This is a genomic window from Roseateles chitinivorans, from assembly GCF_050632145.1.
Taxonomy (GTDB): Bacteria; Pseudomonadota; Gammaproteobacteria; order Burkholderiales; family Burkholderiaceae_C; genus Roseateles; species Roseateles chitinivorans_B.
Genome location: NZ_CP192577.1, coordinates 4,210,646 through 4,226,662 on the forward strand (window position 1 = coordinate 4,210,646; position 16,017 = coordinate 4,226,662).

General features: G+C 67.3%; 19 protein-coding genes. 6 read left to right on the plus strand and 13 right to left on the minus strand.

Translation table 11 applies throughout. From position 1 onward, the window contains the following. Positions 1–121 precede the first annotated feature (121 nt). Both ACQ86G_RS19300 and ACQ86G_RS19305 read left to right on the plus strand, forming a co-directional pair. Entirely contained in the window at positions 122–700 is a 579-nt protein-coding gene (locus tag ACQ86G_RS19300; RefSeq protein WP_431256834.1) for a hypothetical protein, read from the plus strand. A gap of 144 nt (positions 701–844) precedes the next feature. Further along, positions 845–1,078: a hypothetical protein gene (locus ACQ86G_RS19305; RefSeq protein ID WP_431256835.1), complete on the plus strand. Its 234-nt coding sequence runs from the start codon at positions 845–847 to the stop codon at positions 1,076–1,078. A 158-nt stretch (positions 1,079–1,236) separates the two neighbouring features. Here ACQ86G_RS19305 and ACQ86G_RS19310 read toward each other — a convergent pair whose 3' ends face one another. The 3 genes from ACQ86G_RS19310 to ACQ86G_RS19320 form a co-directional block, all read right to left on the minus strand. Further along, positions 1,237–1,962 (minus strand): SH3 domain-containing protein, encoded by a 726-nt coding sequence (locus ACQ86G_RS19310; RefSeq protein WP_431256836.1) that lies wholly within the window; start codon positions 1,960–1,962, stop codon positions 1,237–1,239. Between the two features lie 10 nt (positions 1,963–1,972). Beyond that, the gene (locus ACQ86G_RS19315) at positions 1,973–2,215 is read right to left on the minus strand and encodes a hypothetical protein (protein ID WP_431256837.1); all 243 of its coding nucleotides are present in this window, start codon (positions 2,213–2,215) and stop codon (positions 1,973–1,975) included. 385 nt (positions 2,216–2,600) lie between these two features. Then, complete coding sequence (locus ACQ86G_RS19320; protein ID WP_431256838.1) at positions 2,601–2,855, minus strand: hypothetical protein; 255 nt, start codon at positions 2,853–2,855, stop codon at positions 2,601–2,603. Between the two features lie 509 nt (positions 2,856–3,364). Between ACQ86G_RS19320 and ACQ86G_RS19325 the strand changes: the two genes are divergently transcribed. Next, a complete protein-coding gene (locus tag ACQ86G_RS19325) occupies positions 3,365–4,153 on the plus strand; it encodes an SMI1/KNR4 family protein (protein ID WP_431256839.1) in 789 nt (262 codons plus the stop codon). 85 nt (positions 4,154–4,238) lie between these two features. After that, entirely contained in the window at positions 4,239–4,499 is a 261-nt protein-coding gene (locus tag ACQ86G_RS19330) for a hypothetical protein (protein WP_431256840.1), read from the plus strand. 168 nt (positions 4,500–4,667) lie between these two features. Here the strand turns inward: ACQ86G_RS19330 and ACQ86G_RS19335 are convergent, their stop codons facing one another. From ACQ86G_RS19335 to ACQ86G_RS19345, 3 genes are all read right to left on the minus strand, one after another. Further along, positions 4,668–5,267, minus strand: coding sequence for a hypothetical protein (locus ACQ86G_RS19335; protein WP_431256841.1), 600 nt, complete (start codon positions 5,265–5,267; stop codon positions 4,668–4,670). Positions 5,268–5,655: 388 nt separating this feature from the next. Then, on the minus strand, positions 5,656–5,979 hold the full coding sequence (locus ACQ86G_RS19340) for a hypothetical protein (protein WP_431256842.1): 324 nt from the start codon (positions 5,977–5,979) through the stop codon (positions 5,656–5,658). Positions 5,980–6,046: 67 nt separating this feature from the next. Then, the gene (locus ACQ86G_RS19345; protein ID WP_431256843.1) at positions 6,047–6,397 is read right to left on the minus strand and encodes an energy transducer TonB; all 351 of its coding nucleotides are present in this window, start codon (positions 6,395–6,397) and stop codon (positions 6,047–6,049) included. Positions 6,398–6,622: 225 nt separating this feature from the next. Here ACQ86G_RS19345 and ACQ86G_RS19350 point away from each other — a divergent pair, with 225 nt between their 5' ends. Further along, complete coding sequence (locus tag ACQ86G_RS19350; RefSeq protein WP_431256844.1) at positions 6,623–7,012, plus strand: hypothetical protein; 390 nt, start codon at positions 6,623–6,625, stop codon at positions 7,010–7,012. Next, positions 7,012–7,506 (plus strand): hypothetical protein, encoded by a 495-nt coding sequence (locus ACQ86G_RS19355; protein WP_431256845.1) that lies wholly within the window; start codon positions 7,012–7,014, stop codon positions 7,504–7,506. Before ACQ86G_RS19350 ends, ACQ86G_RS19355 begins: the two co-directional genes overlap by 1 nt. A 34-nt stretch (positions 7,507–7,540) precedes the next feature. Here the strand turns inward: ACQ86G_RS19355 and ACQ86G_RS19360 are convergent, their stop codons facing one another. The 7 genes from ACQ86G_RS19360 to ACQ86G_RS19390 form a co-directional block, all read right to left on the minus strand. After that, positions 7,541–9,433: an NPCBM/NEW2 domain-containing protein gene (locus ACQ86G_RS19360; RefSeq protein WP_431256846.1), complete on the minus strand. Its 1,893-nt coding sequence runs from the start codon at positions 9,431–9,433 to the stop codon at positions 7,541–7,543. Between the two features lie 141 nt (positions 9,434–9,574). Next, on the minus strand, positions 9,575–10,519 hold the full coding sequence (locus ACQ86G_RS19365) for a LysR substrate-binding domain-containing protein (RefSeq protein ID WP_431256847.1): 945 nt from the start codon (positions 10,517–10,519) through the stop codon (positions 9,575–9,577). A gap of 2 nt (positions 10,520–10,521) precedes the next feature. Further along, entirely contained in the window at positions 10,522–11,289 is a 768-nt protein-coding gene (locus ACQ86G_RS19370; protein ID WP_431256848.1) for an SDR family oxidoreductase, read from the minus strand. A 4-nt stretch (positions 11,290–11,293) separates the two neighbouring features. After that, on the minus strand, positions 11,294–12,241 hold the full coding sequence (araH, locus tag ACQ86G_RS19375) for an L-arabinose ABC transporter permease AraH (RefSeq protein WP_431256849.1): 948 nt from the start codon (positions 12,239–12,241) through the stop codon (positions 11,294–11,296). A 143-nt stretch (positions 12,242–12,384) separates the two neighbouring features. Continuing rightward, a complete protein-coding gene (gene araG / locus ACQ86G_RS19380) occupies positions 12,385–13,896 on the minus strand; it encodes an L-arabinose ABC transporter ATP-binding protein AraG (protein ID WP_431256850.1) in 1,512 nt (503 codons plus the stop codon). A 1-nt stretch (position 13,897) separates the two neighbouring features. Further along, positions 13,898–14,890, minus strand: coding sequence for an arabinose ABC transporter substrate-binding protein (locus tag ACQ86G_RS19385; protein WP_431261447.1), 993 nt, complete (start codon positions 14,888–14,890; stop codon positions 13,898–13,900). A 97-nt stretch (positions 14,891–14,987) separates the two neighbouring features. Then, complete coding sequence (locus ACQ86G_RS19390; RefSeq protein ID WP_431256851.1) at positions 14,988–15,995, minus strand: SMP-30/gluconolactonase/LRE family protein; 1,008 nt, start codon at positions 15,993–15,995, stop codon at positions 14,988–14,990. Positions 15,996–16,017: the final 22 nt, after the last annotated feature.

Genomic DNA, 16,017 nt, shown 5'->3' on the forward strand with positions numbered 1-16,017 from the left:
GCGCCTTTCTACTCCAGAGTGGCGCCGTCGCGCGCGGAACCTGCTGATCTGTCCTCGGGATCCGGGTCGGGCGGGGGCAGTTGCTGCCAACCTAAGATGTGGCCTGCTCGTTCAGCCCGGCTTGGCCAGCCTCGTCATGTCAGTTCATATCTTCGACATTGAGATTTTTCGCGACGGCGGATCCATCGAATTCCATGTCGAGCGGAACGGCGTGCGCAGGCACGTCTTTCTGGAAACGCCGCTGAGGGGCGAACCACGCGCGCTGCTCATCGACAACGTGAAGACAGCGCCGCATTCACCGGCGCTGGAGGAGCTGCTCCGTGATGTCGACGAGTGGCATGCCGGCCTTCCAGCCGAGCAACGTCTCGCCATCGATACGTTGCTTCAGCGGAGCGGGCCCTTCATCAGTCCAGGCGAGGCTGAAAGGCACGCCATCGACCTGAGTCGTGTCGTCACGGTGCAGCGATATCTCAAAGGCCCGTTCCTGCAACCGGCAAAGCCGGCGCCGCCGATCACCGACGAACTTCGGGCCGAGGCGAAACGGCACGCCAACGGATGGGTCTATGTCATCGACCCCGCGCTGACTGATGGCGAGCGGGTGACGCCATCCGCCTTCATCGGTGCCTGGCGCGTCGACGGCGACGGGAACATCGTGGCGGATGGATACCAGGCCAACAGCAGATACCGTGAAGGCCTCTGAGCATTCGATCCATGGAAAGACAGCGTCTGTTGATTGACCGCCCGCTCGATGACCTCGTTCCACTGCGGTGATCACATTGAATGGCCAAGAGGCGATGCTGGGAATGACGGAGTTGCCAGCGCCGCTCGGACAAGACAGGCAAGCATGAAATCGCTGACGCTCGACCTCACACGCTGGCAGGCGCAACGCATTCTCGAAGCGCTGACGGAGCTGGACGCCAGGTGGGTGGACATCTGCCAGACCTCGACGGACGAGGACGAGGTCGCCGACTACGGCAACGACCTGATCGAACTCAGGATGACACTCGAGTCGGTGAAGGAGCAGGCGATCGCGGCCTTCGGGCCTGGCGTGGCGAACTTTGATCGAACACCGCTGTAGAGGGTGGAATCAGAAATCAGCCGCTGCGGGCTCCAACGTGAGCCGAGTAGGAGCGCCTGAAAGCAGGACTTGCCATTGAGCACCGGAACGACCGGGAGGCCTACACCGATGCCCAGGCGCAGTTCGTGCGGGCTTTCCTGGCGTACCCGCTGATCGGATCAGGGCGCCGGCTCAGGCGCGCCGAGGCTGGGGCAGCTCGTTTCCTGAATCGCGCAGACGCGGTCGACCCAGGCGCGGAAACGGCCCGCGGGCAAGCCCTCACGCGCGGCGCGCTCGACCTTCAAGGTCGCCCGCATGTCCGCGGGAAAGCGCTGATCGGCAAACTCGAGCTGCGCCCAGGTCCCCTTGCAGTCGACCAGCCGAGCCGCCTCGATGGTGTCGTCATCATCAAAGGTCTGGTTGTCGCCGATACGCAGCACCGCCGCAGACTGTGGGCCCGGTTGAGCGCGACCGACGTCGGCTTGGGACTTCACCGTCAGCTTGCTGCCGCTGACCCAGCCTTCACCGCTGTAGAGGCGCCGGGGCGGTTGACCCGTGAGGGCGTCGTTGTCCTGCGCGTTGCGGATCAGGAACCAACCGTTGCGGGCTCCGGCCACTTCGACTTCGATACGGACGCCATAGCCTGCCGACGGTTCGACGAAGGTCCTCGGCAACTTGCCGAGAACCTTGGCGGATAGGCTTGGCGCTGCCCGGACGTTGAGGCCGGCGGGATCGCTTTCGGCGACGAAGGCGCCGAAGTTGCAGGCGGTGACCGGGGCCGATGCGGCTGCAACGGTCGCCGCCGCCTCGTTCTTCGGCGGACCGCTCGCGCAGCTGGCCAGCGAGGCAAAGCCGGCGGTGGCGAGCAGCAGCGCGGCGTTGCGCAGGGGGTGTTCAGCAGCCATTGGAGAGGACTCAGTACCGAACCAGGTTGCCACGGGCATCGAGCTCCCGCACGGCGAATATCACCAAGGGGCCTTCTGGCCCGGCGCCGTGTATCTCCGCCAGGATGTCCGATCCGTAGACGAGGATGCGCTTTCCGATCTGGCCTTCATACACGTAGGTCTGGCCTCCCCAGCAATGCGAGGCGGCTTGGACGGTCGTGCGATGCCTGGCTGACGGAGCGACACCCTTGACCACCTGGATCTTGTCCAGCACGACATGCCCCCGTCCCAGATCTTCACGTCTTGGACGACCTGATACACGGGCGTCCCGTCAGGGAGCATGCCCGGCCCGACGATCCGAGTGAGCTTGCTCCCGTTCTGCACCGAGACCACGCGCCCTTCAATGATCCAATCGGCCGCTGCGGCACACGTCTCACCGCCATCCGGCGCCTGGGGATCGCACAGAGGCGGTGGACACGCCGTCGACGCGCGCGCCGGCAAGGCGGGCAAGCTGCCGCTGAGGGCCAGCACGACGGCTGCGACCCCGCGATGAAAACGCATCGGAATACCTTTTGTCATGTTGTCATGTCCACCCCGGGGCTGCCCGCCTGTCAGGAAGGATCCGAGCCTGGATGCCGTCGAGCCGTGGGGCCGTCGGATCAGTCCTCCCAGTAGAACAGTGCATCAAACTGGGTGAAACCATCGTCGGCCATGACGGTGGGGACGCGAAGGCCCGTCTCCAGCGGCCCCTCCAGTTGCGCCCGCAACACTCGAATGAATCCCTTCTCCTCGAGCACGCCTTGCACTTGTCGAGCGAGCATGGACACCGCCGGGGTACTGATCCGGTCGAGCATGTCGAACGCGGGCATGTAGCTGCTGGAGCCGTTCGCGTGCCATTGCTTGTCCCCTTCCATGAGCACGAAGTAGGGGAGAGACGGCTGAGGAGGACGACCAGACCGGTGTATTCCTCGCCGATTCCGCTGCGATGCTCGGGAAGGAACTCGGGGCTCGCCCTGTAGAACCAGGCATCGACGCAGGAGGCGTAGCCGGAGCCGTAATGGTCCCAGTCCACCTTCGATTCGCATCCCGTCGATCGGGTCACCGCAGCGCACGCCGTCTTGAGATGCTCCTCGATCGACGCATCATCGGCGGTGATCCAATGAGACGCCTCCGTGATGGTGTGCTGGGTCAGCAGGCGGTCGACTTGATCAGGCGAGAGAAGGGGTTGCATGCGCCCAGTATCCTGCAACGCATGCGCGCGCCGGCGAACTCGCCGTGGCGGGGCAGGTCGACCGTCCACCGGCCGCCGGGCGACGCGTGCAAGAATTGAGACCATGGGCGCATTGGCCGCCGCCATACGATCTAGGAATCACCATCTCTCATGAGAGCGAACCCTTGGCGCACACCGGCCTACCTGCCCCATATGCAGGAGCATCTGACGCCGACGGCAGTCGCGCAAGCGGAAGCAGCACTCGGCGTGAAGTTGCCGGACGCCTATCTGGCCTGTCTCCAGGTGCAGAACGGTGGCTACATCCGCTTTGAATTGCCGGACAAGGAACCGCCTCACGACTCGATCTGGGGCATTGGACCGCACTTCCCCAACATCAACGAGTACCACCAAGCCCTCGATCCGGAGGCTGCCGAAGACGATGGATGCTGGTCGCCGGGCGACTGCAATCGGCTAGTACCGTTCGATGGCGACGGGCATTGGTTCCTCTGTCTGGACTATCGGGACGCTGAGGAGCCGCGCGTCGCTTTCGTGGATGTTGAGGCGGAGCTTGATCTTCAGGTCGCCGCTACCTTCGAGGGCTACTTGCGCCTGCTCGTGCCGAACTACGGCAGCGACATCCTCGGCCTGCGTCATGCGGCTTCGATCGATGAGGTCGCGCGCAGCTTGCGACCGCTCACCGGCGTGGATTTCGATCCCGCCAACGACCAGGACAATGGCTACCCGGTTCGCCGTTGCAAGTTGCAATCGGGTGGTGATCAAGAATGGATCTGGCTGTCGCCAAACCAGGTAAGGCGCGGCTTTGTACGCACCTCTGATCGACGCTACGCCGAGCTGAAGGATGCTCTGCAGGGAGATGCGCTTCGCCTGCCCGAGCACCCAGATGTCCAGGTATTGATTGGCTGCACGGATGGCATTCGCGACCGCCTTGTCAGCTGGTGCGTCAACGAAGGCATGGAGCCCGTGATGCTGGGAAAGAACTGAGGGCGCCGAGCAGGTGCCAGACGTCTGCTCATCCCTTCAGTTCCGCGGCGTCGAGCGATGCGGCAACAACGACCACTGATGCAACATGTTTGACAGTTCAGCGATCTACATAGCAGCCATCGGCGCATTCTTCATTGCATGCGGCATGTTCGTTACCTTCTCGTTGTCACGCGCCATTGGTGCGCCGTCGACGGTGGGCCGCCTGACGCTTGCGTGTGTCGCGGCGATCGTTTCAAGCGCCGCGCTCGCGACGCTTGCGCTGATTTCCTTGGCGCCTGCTTCCTGCAGTGGCGAGCACTGCGTGGTCGAAGAGGGGGAGGTCTCTTTGAGGGCGGGCTTGTCTTGATGGCGCTTTGGCTCTTTTGCTACAGCGTGGCCTACGTCGGTGTCACTCTGGCGATTGCGAGGTATCACGTGCGCAAGGGCGAGGGGCAGTGATCGGCGGAGGGGGCGGTGTCCCGATGAGGACTCAGCCGCCGGACGCGGACGCAGGCCAATCCCCCATGTGTTCTCGTCAACAACCACCGCTCTCGCCTTGCACAAGGAGCTTCCAGCCATCCGCGCTTCGCCCTAGCGCCTCGTACCACCACCACTCGTATCCCGACCCGGAAAACACCAGGTCATCGTGGCCATCCTGGTCGATATCCATGTAGGTCAAGAAGCGGTGGGGCGAGAATTCCTGGACGGCCTCGGTGTGGTTGAACTCCTGGTGCGTGAGCCGATAGCGGCCGATCTTGTCCGCTTCCGCGATCATCCGCAGTTCGTAGCCGTGATAGGACAGCTCCGGTTCGTCCCGTCCAGAGTGGCTTTCGAAGCTGGCTGTCGCGATCAACACCGGAAACGGAGAATTGCCGGATGAGCCGATGTTGATGATCAGCCCCGCCGACCCGTTGGCATCGTGGGGGTCCAGGAGCGCCTTCATGGGGACTTCGCCGACGGCTTCGGATTGCAAGACGGAACGGACCAGGTCGACCATCTGGCGTCGCTGCTCACCCGTGAGGGCGGGCGCCTGCTTCGTCTTTCTTGGCTTGAGATCGAAGTTCGTCGCGATGCCTCCCTCAAGCGTCGAAGCCCCCTCGGTACGCGTACGAAGCTCGCCATCATCGAACTGCAACCCGGCTCCTCCTTCCTATTCACCAGCGCCAACCCCAGCGCTGCGCCCCTGGAATAGAGGTGATACGCGCGCCGAGTAGCGAAGTACCGTTCCGAAAAGCGTCGGGCAGCGTCGGCGAGCTTCTCCTGGTCCCCCGAGTCCGTTGGATACGGCCTGAGCTCGCCATGGTCCAGGGCGGCGAGAGGACTGATCATGCCCCCATCGACGACAAAGATCAGTTGGGGTTCGTCGGGCGTCCGGCGGGCCACGGGGTTCCTCAAGTCGGCCAGCTGCTGGCGTACGCGCGCCGCGCCGGCGCGCTCGCCCGCCATCTCCAGCGCGCGGATCGCAGCCTCATGCGCCCCTTCATCCAATGCGCCCAGCGCCACGACACGGTCGGCGAGTTGCTTCACCAGTCCCTGATCCTGGGGGATGCCGCCCTCAGTCGATCAAGTTCGCCGGGCAGGGAGGGTTCCTCGTCTCCGACCAGGTCGGCGCGGATCCAACCCATGTTGCCGCCGTGCATCGGCGCCCAGGCCTGCAGCCAGCCACCGTCTTCACAGGCCACGCGAAGCGGCGTCGCGACGGGCAGATGAATTCGCAAGCCCGACGAGGTGGCAGGTCCGTCGCGCAGGGCCGCTGAACTGGCAATGACGAAACGCTCGAACGTTTGGCGCGTCGGGGGCTTCTCGGCGCAGGAGGGGCCACGCCTTCCGCTGACGCTGCGCAGCAAGCCCACAGCGCCAGCCAGAGCGTCGCGCTCCGGACGCACCGTGTTCTCCGCCGCTGTCCTTGCGCTGTCATCCCCATTTGTGGCTCCACACGCATCCATGGGCCGTGCCGCGCGAAGGGAATCGCATCTTCTCGAAGAAGGCCATCGTGTCGGCGTCGAAGGTCTTTTCCGGACTCGAGTCGGTGATCTGCAGATTCACGACGTCGCCTTGCTCCACATCGAACCGGATGAGTGCCCAGCCATACTTCGCGGCGCTTGACTTCGGGCTGGCCGCCAAGTCCGGCGGGCCCAGTTCATTGCGGGCGGTGCTGTTCCGGACGGTAGCCGGTTCCGGTCGCACGGGAAGTCGGCCCGCGGTGGTGCTGCAGCCGATACATAGCGATAGCGCTCCGAGAGTGATGCAGGCGAGACGTCGCATGGCGCTCCTTGTTTGAGGAGCTGGAACCTAACGCGTGTCGCGGACACGGGGATAGCGCGAAAACCCGAGCGGGCAGTGCCACCGGCATACGCGGGTTCATGGACTTCACCTCTGCTTCACCGGGACATCGCTCTGGCCACTCGCGACGGAGCAACACTCGATGACATGCGTGTGCTGTCATCTCCTCGCTCTCCCGCTCTCGCAGGCGGAATTCGAATCCTGACATTGAGCTTCCGCTGGTTGGGGCACGCCGCGGCATTGATCTTCTGGTCGGCCACCATGCTGCTCCTGCTCGTGAAGACGATCTTCGGAAGCGGCACTGGATCCGAGCCTGTCAAGACGTCGCCGAGCGGTCGATACGTCTTGGTTGAGAGTCTCTCCGATCCCGGTGCCATGGGAACGGCGCGTCAGGGGTTTGCATTGAGGCGAGGCCGCGACGGTCCTGTGCAGGCATTCGTCGACCTGAAGGCATCGCCCGCCGTCGCGGCGATCGGGCGGGAATGGACGGCGGAGTCGATCACGTTGAACGGGGTGCCCGCATCGTCCTTGCGACGGATCGTGCGCAGTGGCGATCCAACCCAGCGCATGGCCTTGCGCTTCGGAGCCGATCAGTGATGGCGTGGCAACGGCTCATTCGTAGTGCCATCGACCGTCCCGCCACCTTCGTCGTGCGGTGTCTGCGGTGGATCGGCATCGCGGGATTCTTCTGGATCCTCGGACAGTGGCTCGTCGAGCAGGCAGGCATCCTGGTCCAGGACCGTGACTGCACGTCCACCGTGGCGGACCGCATCGTCCTGCCGAACCCGACTCGGGCGGTGGAGGCGCGGATCCATCGGTGCACGAATGCGTTTCAGAGGCGACCCAGGCTTCGATGGGACGCGTGGGCCATTTCCACGGAGCCCGGCAAGGCGGGACGCCGCTTGCTGATTTCCCTGGAATACCGCGAGAACGCAGCGCCGAGATTGCGTCTGGACGCGGCATCACATGCGGTCATCGACCGGTTCAGGGTTGCCGACATCCTCGATTGGGAACAGGGCCGCGGCGAGGGCTTGGTGCCGACCGATTTCCTGTTCATCGACGACGAGGGTGTCGAGCGGCGTCTACCTTGAATGATCTTGCGGTTCTGACGTGAGACCGCGCCGTCTACTCAACCCGCGCCTCTCCCCAGGTCACCACCACCGGCCCGTCGGCATCCTTGCCATGCTGTCGCGCCACCAGCTCGATCAGCTTCACGCCGCGCAGGTCCGCACTGAGCTCGCGGACCGGCTGGTCGAACTTCATCGACGGCGTCGACGCGAGCCGCCTGCCATCGCCCCAGACTTCGAAGCTGACCGGCGACGTCTTGCCCCGCGTCGAATCGTCGACGCCCACGTTCGCCGTGAAGCGGAGCGACCCCACCGGCACGCGCACCTGGAGCCGCGAATCGGCCAGCGTGCCGATGCCGTGCCGGAAGAGCCGGCCCTGGACCTGGAGCGCCTGGTCATACGGTGTCGAATCGGCGCGCGGTCCGCCCCAGCCGGCGTAGGCCGGACGCGTCCCGCCGGTGTCCGTGCTGCCCCAGGATGCGAGGGAGCGGTAGCCGATCGGGTCGGGCTCCAAGGCGCGGACGCCGTCGCGCGCCACGTAGACGTCGCCGGGCCGCTCGGACACGTAGTAGCCGCGAGGCAGCGCGTGCCGGCCCGTCGCCGTCAACAGCAGCGACTCGCGCGGCTTGAGCTCGAAGACGCGCTCGCCGGTGAACGTGCCGTCGTCGGATCGGGTCCAGCTGTTGCGCAGCGCGATGGGCGCGCCCGCGTCCATCTTCAGATGCGCGGCCGTCAGCGTGATCTTGCCGGGCTCCGAGCCGCGGTTGAACAGCAGCACCGCCTTGCGGCCGTCGGACAGCGTCTTGACCAGGATCTGGCGGTCGCTGTCGGCGTACGCGATGACGCCCTGGTGTCCGGCGGGATCCTGGTTGATGGCGACGACCTCCGGCGCCTTCAGGATGTCGATGATGGCCGGCGACGCCTTCGAGAGGTCGGTCCCCATCATCAACGGCGCGGCCACGATCGCCCACAGGGCCATGTGCGTGCGCGCCTCGTCGAGATGCCCGCCGTCGAAGTCCCCGTTGCCGATCTCCAGCATGTCGGGGTCGTTCCAGCGGCCGGGACCGGCGTAGAACTCGCGCGTGGACACGGAATCGAAGTTGTGCACCATCTGCGAGAAGCCGCTGGCGATGTCGCGGCTGGTCCGCCACATCGTGCCGTAGTCCTGGCCCCAGCTGCGCACGTTGACGGTGCCCCACAGGCAGACCGACAGGACGTAGTCGCCCTGGGGCCGCACCTCGTGCAGTGCGCGCTTCAGGCGCCCGTAGAGCGCCTTCGTGCCCGCGATGTCGGACTGGTTGACGTTGCCCTCGATGATCATGGGCTTGAACGCCCGGTACTGGCCCGAGGCGACGTGAGCACGGTCGCGTCCATAGGACGACAGACCGCAGCCATCGACCTTCAGGTAGTCGAAGTTCCACTCGCGGAAGAAGAGCGCCACGTCCTGTTCCACGAAGTCCATCAGGCCCACCTCGCGCTCCGCGGGCGTGCCTTCGGGCAGGTTGGGGCTGTCCGCGTCATAGGCCTGCGAGCAGGCGTTGCGGCCGATGTCGCTGTAGAGGCCCGCCTTCAGGCCCATCGCATGGATCCTGTCGGTGAAGGGCCGCAGCGACGAGTCCTGGCCGGCGATCGCCGCGCTCGGGAAGAGGCCGGTGCGGACCTGCAGCCGGCCGTCGCCGGTGCGGCGCTTGAGCCACCAGCCGTCGTCCACGTTGATGCTGCGGTAGCCGGCGCCGGCCAGTCCCGAATCGACGATGACCTGCGCGGAATCCAGCACCTTCTGCTCGGTGATGTCGACGCGGAAGGCGTTCCAGCTGGACCAGCCCATCGGCGGCGTGGGCGCGGTGCCCACCGACTGGTGCTCCCAGCGGCCGGTCGGCTGCAGTGGCGCCTGCTGTGCCTGGGCCCCGAAGGCGGTGAGGAGGGCGAGGCACAGCAGGGACTTTGTCATGGCTCCAGTCTACGAATGCTTTCGTTTGTCGCCGTCTCTCGTTTTCCACGAGATTTTATCTTGCGATTGTCGATCGAACGAAAGTGCTCGAAACTTCTGCCTTGCTTGGCGACCGCAGCGGGCGTCCCGCCGGTGGAGGCGTCAGAGGACCCGACGCGCGGCTTCTTCCCTCAGGCAGTCGAGCATGAGCTCGGCGCCCGGCGACAGCTGGTGGCCGCGCCGCGTCACGATGCCGTAGGCGTCCATGTGCAGCCCGAGGTCGAAGTCGAGGACCGTCAGCAGGCCGGCGTCGCGGTAGGGCTGGATCAGTTCCTCGGGCAGGGCGACGACCATGTCGGACCTGCCCAGCAGGCTGGTCACGACCGGCAGCGACAGGGTCTCGACCGCCTGGTGCGGCTGGTCCAGGCCGGCGCTGAGGAACAGCGCGGTGAGCCGGTCCCGCAGGATGCTCCCGCCCGGCGGCAGGATCCAGGCCTGGCGGGCCAGCTCCTGCAGGCTGAGATCACGGCGCCCGGCCAGCGGATGCCCGGCTCGCACGATGATCCGGTGCGGCTCTTCGGACAGCGGCTCGAAGCTCAGCTGGGCCGCGGACTCGCTGTCCAGCACGCGGCCGATGACGAGGTCCAGCTCGCCGTTCTGCAGCTGCTGGATCATCGGCTTGCTGGTGTCCACCGTGATGGTCACGTGCACCCGCGGCTGCCGGGCCTTGAGCGCGACGACGGCCCGCGGCAGCAGGGTGGTCGCCGGCGTCAGCACCGCGCCGATGGCCACCCGGCCCGACAGGCCCGACGACAGCTCCATGACCTCCTGGTGTCCGGCGTCCAGCTCGGCGAGGGCCGCCCCGGCGCGACGGATCATGACCGCCCCGTAGTCGGTGGGCGCCACGCCGCGCGGCAGGCGGTCGAACAGCTTCATGCCGAGCGCGTGCTCCAGCTCGGCCAGCAGCTTCGAGGCCGCCGGCTGCGTCAGGTTGGCGGCCTGCGCCGCATGCAGGATCGAGCCGTGGCGGCCCAGCTCCACGAGCAGCACGAGTTGCCGGACTTTCAGATGGGATCGGACGAAGCGGTCGGAACGCGGATCGGGCATGCCTAGTCGTGATAAAGCTGCGAACGCCCGCCATCGATCAGGATGTCCGTGGCGTTGATGAACCGGGCCTCGTCGCTGGCCAGGAACAGCGCGGTGTAGGCCACCTCGATGGGCTCGCCGATGCGTTTGCAGGGGAGCAGGTCGATCTGGCGTTGCGCCTCTTCGGGCGTCAGGCGCTTGAGCCATTCCACCACACGCTCGGACAGGATGAGCCCGGGCGAGATCGAGTTGACGCGCACCTTGCGCGCCGCGTATTGGATGCCCAGCGACTTGGTCAGCCCGATCAGCGCGTGCTTGGCGACCGCGTAGGGGAACGCGTCCGGGATGATGCGATGGCCGTGCACCGACGCGATGTTGACGATGCTGCCGCCGCCGCCGTCCAGCATGCCGGGCAGCACGGCGCGGCTGCAGTGCATCGGCCCCTCGAGGTCCACGGCGAGGCAGCGTTGCCACTGCGCCGACGTCATCGCCAGCGGCTCGGTGAAGATGTCCAGGCCGGCGTTGTTCACCAGCACGTTGATCGGGCCGAAACGGTCCGCGCCGCTGGCGACCATCGCCTGCACCGCCGACTCGTCGGCGATGTCGGCCGCGATGAAGAGGGCGTTGTCCTCGCCCAGTTCGGCCAGCAGCGCCTGCGAGTGCTCGTCGGCGGCCAGGTCGTTGAGGATGACCTTCGCCCCCTCCGCGACGAACAGGCGGGCCACGGCCTTGCCGATGCCCTGGGTGGAGCCGGTCACCAGCGCGACCTTGCCTCTCAGACGTGCACTCATCGTGTCAGGTGCGGCGCTCGCCGCGCGTTTTCAGTTGATCGAGCAGGACCGCGGCCAGCAGGATGAGGCCGCGTACCAGGTATTGATAGAAGGCGTCGACGTTGAGCAGGTTCATGACGTTCTCCACCGTGCCCATGATGAGCACGCCGACGACGACGCCGAAGATGCGCGCCTTGCCGCCCTGCAGCGACACGCCGCCCAGCACGCAGGCCGAGATGACGTCCAGCTCGAAGCCGGTGGCCGCGTTGGGCTGGCCGCTCGTGATGCGGGCGGACAGGATCAGCCCGGCCAGGGCCGTGACGACGCCCTGCAGCAGGAAGATCCAGACCCGCAGCCGCTCCACGCGCACGCCCGCCAGGCGCGCCGCCTCGGGGTTCCCGCCGATGGCCAGGGTGTTGCGGCCGAAGACGGTGCTGTTCAGCAGCACGCCGAAGACCAGGAAGCACAGCGCCGTCGTCCAGATCGGCAGCGGCAGGCCCAGCCAGGTGCTGTCGCCGAAGCTGATGAAGCCCTCGTGGTCGATGCCCACCGCCTGGCCCTTGGAGGCGATGAAGGCCAGGCCGCGCACCATCAGCATGGTGGCCAGCGTGGCGATCAGCGCGTTCACGCGCAGGTAGGCGATCAGCACGCCGTTGCCAGCGCCGATCAGGGCGCCGGCCAGCAGCCCGCCGCCCACGGCCAGCGCCGCGCTGCCGGTGCGCTCGAGCACCATGGCGCCCAGCACGCCGGCGAAGGCGACGGTCGAGCCCACGCTGAGGTCGAAGTCCCGCGAGGCCAGGCACAGCATCATCGTGCAGGCCACCATGCCGATCTGGGCGACGGACAGCAGCAGGCCGACGACGTTGGCCGTGGAGAAGAAGTTCTCGACGGTCAGCGCCAGCACGACGAACAGCAGCCCGTAGCCCAGCGTCATGCTGTGCTCCTTGAGGAGGGCGCGGGCGGTGGGGTGCATGCCGGGAGGGCGTTCCGTGGGAGGCGCCGGGTCAGGCGCGGAAGGTGGCACGTAAGGTGGCGCGGAGGGGTGGGCGGAGGAGGAGGGAGAGGAGGGCGCGGAGGATACCGCTGATTCGGGTGTGGGGTGGAGGGTGGTCATGGTCAATGCAGTGGCGCCGGCGGCGCTCCGTCAGGTAGCGCCAGCGCGAGGGCGGCAGTCTCGCTGGCATCGGCGCGCGCGAGCTCGCCGCTGATGCGTCCGCCGCGCATGACGATCACGCGGTCGGCGATGCCCAGCACTTCGGGCAGCTCGCTGGAGACGACGATGACGGCGCAGCCGGCGGACGCCACGTCGTGGATGATCCGGTAGATCTCGTTCTTGGCGCCGACGTCGATGCCCCGCGTCGGCTCGTCCAGGATGAGCAGCTTCAGATGCGGCTCGGCCAGCCACCGCGCCAGGATGACCTTCTGCTGGTTGCCGCCCGACAGGAGGCGGATCTCCTGCCCGCGATGCGGCGTCTTGATGCGCAGCTTGCGGATGAAGGCGTCGGCGCGCGCCGCCTCGAGCCGCGGTCGCAGGAAGAGGCCGCCCGCCAGGCCGTGACGCCGGCAGCTGATGTTGATGTTCTCCGCGACGGAGCTGTGCGCCAGGATGCCCTGTTCCTTGCGGTCCTCGGGACACAGCACGATGCCCGCCGCGATGGACGCGGGCGGGCCGCCGTCGGAGACGGCCCGGCCGTCGAGCAGGACCTCGCCGCCGCGGCGCGCATCGGCGCCGTAGAGCAGCCGCATCAGCTCGGTGCGGCCGGCGCCGACCAGACCGAAGAAGCCCAGCACCTCGCCGCGGCGCACGCTGAAGCTCAGCGGCGCGGGCAGGCGGTCCCCGTGCAGGCCCCGCACCGTCACGCGCTCGGGACCGTGCTCGCGCGCGCGATAGTCGTAGATGTCCCGCAGCTCGCGGCCGACCATGTCGGCGATCAGGCGTTCACGCGGGACCTCGGCCATGACCTCGTGCGTGACGATCTTGCGGCCGTCCCGGAAGATCGTGCAGGCGTCGCAGAGCTCGTACAGCTCCTCCAGGCGGTGCGAGATGTAGATGAGCGTGCGGCCCTCCGCGCGCAGGCGCCTGACGAGCCGGAAGAGGATCTCCGTCTCGCGGTGCGACAGGCTGCTGGTGGGCTCGTCGAAGGCGATGACCCGCGCGTCCTGCAGCACCGCCTTGCAGATCTCCACCATCTGCCGCTGGGCGATGGACAGCTCGGACAGCCGCGCGCCCGGATCCAGGTCCACGCCGATCGCCGCCAGCTGCTCGGCCACGCGGCGGCGCGCGGCCTGGTGGTCCACCAGGCCCAGGCGCGTCGGCAGCCGGCCCAGCAGGGCGTTCTCGGCCACCGTCAGTTCGGGGACGTACTGCAGCTCCTGGTGGATGATGGCCACGCCGGCGGCGATCGCGTCGCCGGCCGAGCTGAAGCGGCACACCTCGCCGTCGAGCCGCAACTCGCCGCCGTCGGGCCGGTACTGGCCGCCCAGGATCTTCAGCAGCGTGCTCTTGCCGGCGCCGTTCTCGCCGAGCAGTCCCATCACCTGGCCGGCGCGCGCTTCGAAGCAGACACCGTCCAGCGCCTTGACGCCGGGGAAGTGCTTGCTGATGTTGTCGAATCGCAGCGACGCCATGTCACAGGCCCATCTGCTTCCGGATCTCGGCCTGGTTCTTGCGCGTGACCAGCGTGCCGCTGGTCAGCGTCACGGGCGGCGGCGCCTTGCCCTGCGTGACCCAGTCGTAGACGGCCACGGCGGTCTCGTAGCCGTGACGCTTGGGGCTGATCAGCACCGTGCCGAAGAAGCCCGTCGGCGTGGGCTTGGAGAACTCGCTCAGCGCGGTCTGGCTGCCGCCGATGCCGATGCCGACCATCGCGTCCTGCTTGATGCCGCGGCCTTCGGCCGCGCGCACGGCGCCGAGCACGGCCTCGTCGTTCAGGCCGAAGGCGACCCAGCGCTTGAACTTCGCGTTCTTGGTGAAGGCGATGTTGGCGGCGTTGAAGGCGCTTTCGGTGTCCGTCTTGGCCTGGGGCGCGTCGACGACGTTGGCGGCCGGCAGGCCGGCGGCCTTCAGCGCGTCCAGCACGCCCTGGTTGCGATCGCGCGCGGTGGGCAGCTGGTCGTAGGCCACGCGCAGGGCGCCGACCTCGTCCAGCTTCCAGCCGCGGGCCTTGATCTCCTCGACCATGCCCAGGCCGGCCTGCTTGCCGATCTCGTAGGCGGAGATGCCCATGTGGGGAATGTCGGCGATGGGCTTGCCGGCGCCGTCGACGAGCTGGTCGTCCACCGACATGACCTTGAGGTTGTGGCGCTTGGCCGCACGGTTCACGGCCGCGCCCAGCTTCACGTCGGGCGCGCAGATGACGAAGCCGGCCGCCTTCTGCGCGGCGAGGTTGTCGATGGCGGCCATCATCTTCTCGCCGTTGGGCACGCCGATCTTCACCAGCGTGAAGCCCTTGTCCTTGGCCGCCTGCTCGGCGAAACGCCACTCGTCCTGGAACCAGGGCTCCTCGGCCTGCTTGACGAGGAAACCGATCTTGACCGGCTCGGCCGCGCGCGCGGCGTGCGGCAGCGCGAGGCTCGCGGCCAGCGGCACGCTCAGCAGGGCGAGGACGGCGCGTCGTGGCATCGTCGCCGCGCCGTCCGTCGTGATGGTGGTGGTCGTCGTCTTTGTTGTCGTCATGTTGTCTCCTTTGCTGATCGTCTATCGGTCGTTCATCGGTCGTTCATCGGTCGTCGAACAGGGTGTCGGGCACGCCCAGGGCCCGGGGCAGGCGCAGGCCGAAGAGGCTGCCCGACAGCGGCTGCGCCGCCAGGGCCTCGCGGCTCAGCTCCTGCCGGGCGGTGGTGAGCATCAGCTGGTCCAGTCCCGGGCCGCCGATGGCGGGGCAGCTGGTGTGGGCGGCGGGCGCGGTGAAGACGCCCATCAGCCGGCCCTCGGGGTCGTAGCGCGCGACGCGGCCGGCGCCCCATTGGGCGTTCCACAGGCAGCCTTCGGCGTCGATGGTCGAGCCGTCGGGCCAGGCCTGCGCGAGGTCCATCTCGGCGAACAGCCGCAGGTCGGCCACCTGGGCGCTCTCGGCGTCGTAGGCGCACTGCTGGATGCGTCGGGTCAGCGTGTCGCAGAAGTACATCGTGCGGCCGTCGAGGCTGAAACAGAGGCTGTTGGCGATCGCCACGGCGGGCAGGGCCAGCCGGCGCAGGCCATGCCGCATCGAGAACTGGTAGAAGCTCGCGATGGTGCGGCGTTCCTTGGCCTCGTTCATGGTGCCGAACACGAAGTGGCCGCGCCGGTCGGTGCGGCCGTCGTTGATGCGGGTGCGCGGCTCGGCGGCATCGACCGGCGTGACGGTCTCCAGCGAGCTCAAGGCCAGCGCGTCGTCCAGCGTCGAGAAGGCCAGCCGCTTGCTCAGGCCCAGCAGCACGCGCCCGGACCGGCAGTGCGCGAAGCTGCCCAGCCGATCGGGCAACGGGCAGACGCTGGTCGCCGCATCGCCGGGACGCCAGGCCTGCAGCGTGGCGCCTTCGATGTCGGTCCACCACCAGCGCCCGTCGTGCCACTGCAGTCCCTCGCCCAGCGTGGCGCTCTGCGTCAGGGCGAGTTCAAGCGGCGTGCTGAACGATGTGTTGAGCGACGCGTCGAGCGACGCAATGGACGACGCGTTCGACGACGTGTTGGGCGATGCGTTGAACGACGTGCTGGACGACGTGTTTGACGAGGAGGCGGAGGCCATGGCGGAGTGCTGCGGTGATGGC

Bases quoted from the DNA above. Each gene is read 5' to 3' on its own strand.
- ACQ86G_RS19370 (WP_431256848.1), bottom strand. From the start codon at position 11,289: ATGAGTGCACGTCTGAGAGGCAAGGTCGCGCTGGTGACCGGCTCCACC.
- ACQ86G_RS19345 (WP_431256843.1), bottom strand. From the start codon at position 6,397: ATGCGACGTCTCGCCTGCATCACTCTCGGAGCGCTATCGCTATGTATC.
- ACQ86G_RS19330 (WP_431256840.1), top strand. From the start codon at position 4,239: ATGTTTGACAGTTCAGCGATCTACATAGCAGCCATCGGCGCATTCTTC.
- ACQ86G_RS19305 (WP_431256835.1), top strand. From the start codon at position 845: ATGAAATCGCTGACGCTCGACCTCACACGCTGGCAGGCGCAACGCATT.
- ACQ86G_RS19390 (WP_431256851.1), bottom strand. From the start codon at position 15,995: ATGGCCTCCGCCTCCTCGTCAAACACGTCGTCCAGCACGTCGTTCAAC.
- ACQ86G_RS19310 (WP_431256836.1), bottom strand. From the start codon at position 1,962: ATGGCTGCTGAACACCCCCTGCGCAACGCCGCGCTGCTGCTCGCCACC.
- ACQ86G_RS19360 (WP_431256846.1), bottom strand. From the start codon at position 9,433: ATGACAAAGTCCCTGCTGTGCCTCGCCCTCCTCACCGCCTTCGGGGCC.
- ACQ86G_RS19325 (WP_431256839.1), top strand. From the start codon at position 3,365: ATGCAGGAGCATCTGACGCCGACGGCAGTCGCGCAAGCGGAAGCAGCA.
- ACQ86G_RS19365 (WP_431256847.1), bottom strand. From the start codon at position 10,519: ATGCCCGATCCGCGTTCCGACCGCTTCGTCCGATCCCATCTGAAAGTC.
- araH (WP_431256849.1), bottom strand. From the start codon at position 12,241: ATGCACCCCACCGCCCGCGCCCTCCTCAAGGAGCACAGCATGACGCTG.
- ACQ86G_RS19320 (WP_431256838.1), bottom strand. From the start codon at position 2,855: ATGGAAGGGGACAAGCAATGGCACGCGAACGGCTCCAGCAGCTACATG.
- ACQ86G_RS19355 (WP_431256845.1), top strand. From the start codon at position 7,012: ATGGCGTGGCAACGGCTCATTCGTAGTGCCATCGACCGTCCCGCCACC.
- ACQ86G_RS19385 (WP_431261447.1), bottom strand. From the start codon at position 14,890: ATGCCACGACGCGCCGTCCTCGCCCTGCTGAGCGTGCCGCTGGCCGCG.
- araG (WP_431256850.1), bottom strand. From the start codon at position 13,896: ATGGCGTCGCTGCGATTCGACAACATCAGCAAGCACTTCCCCGGCGTC.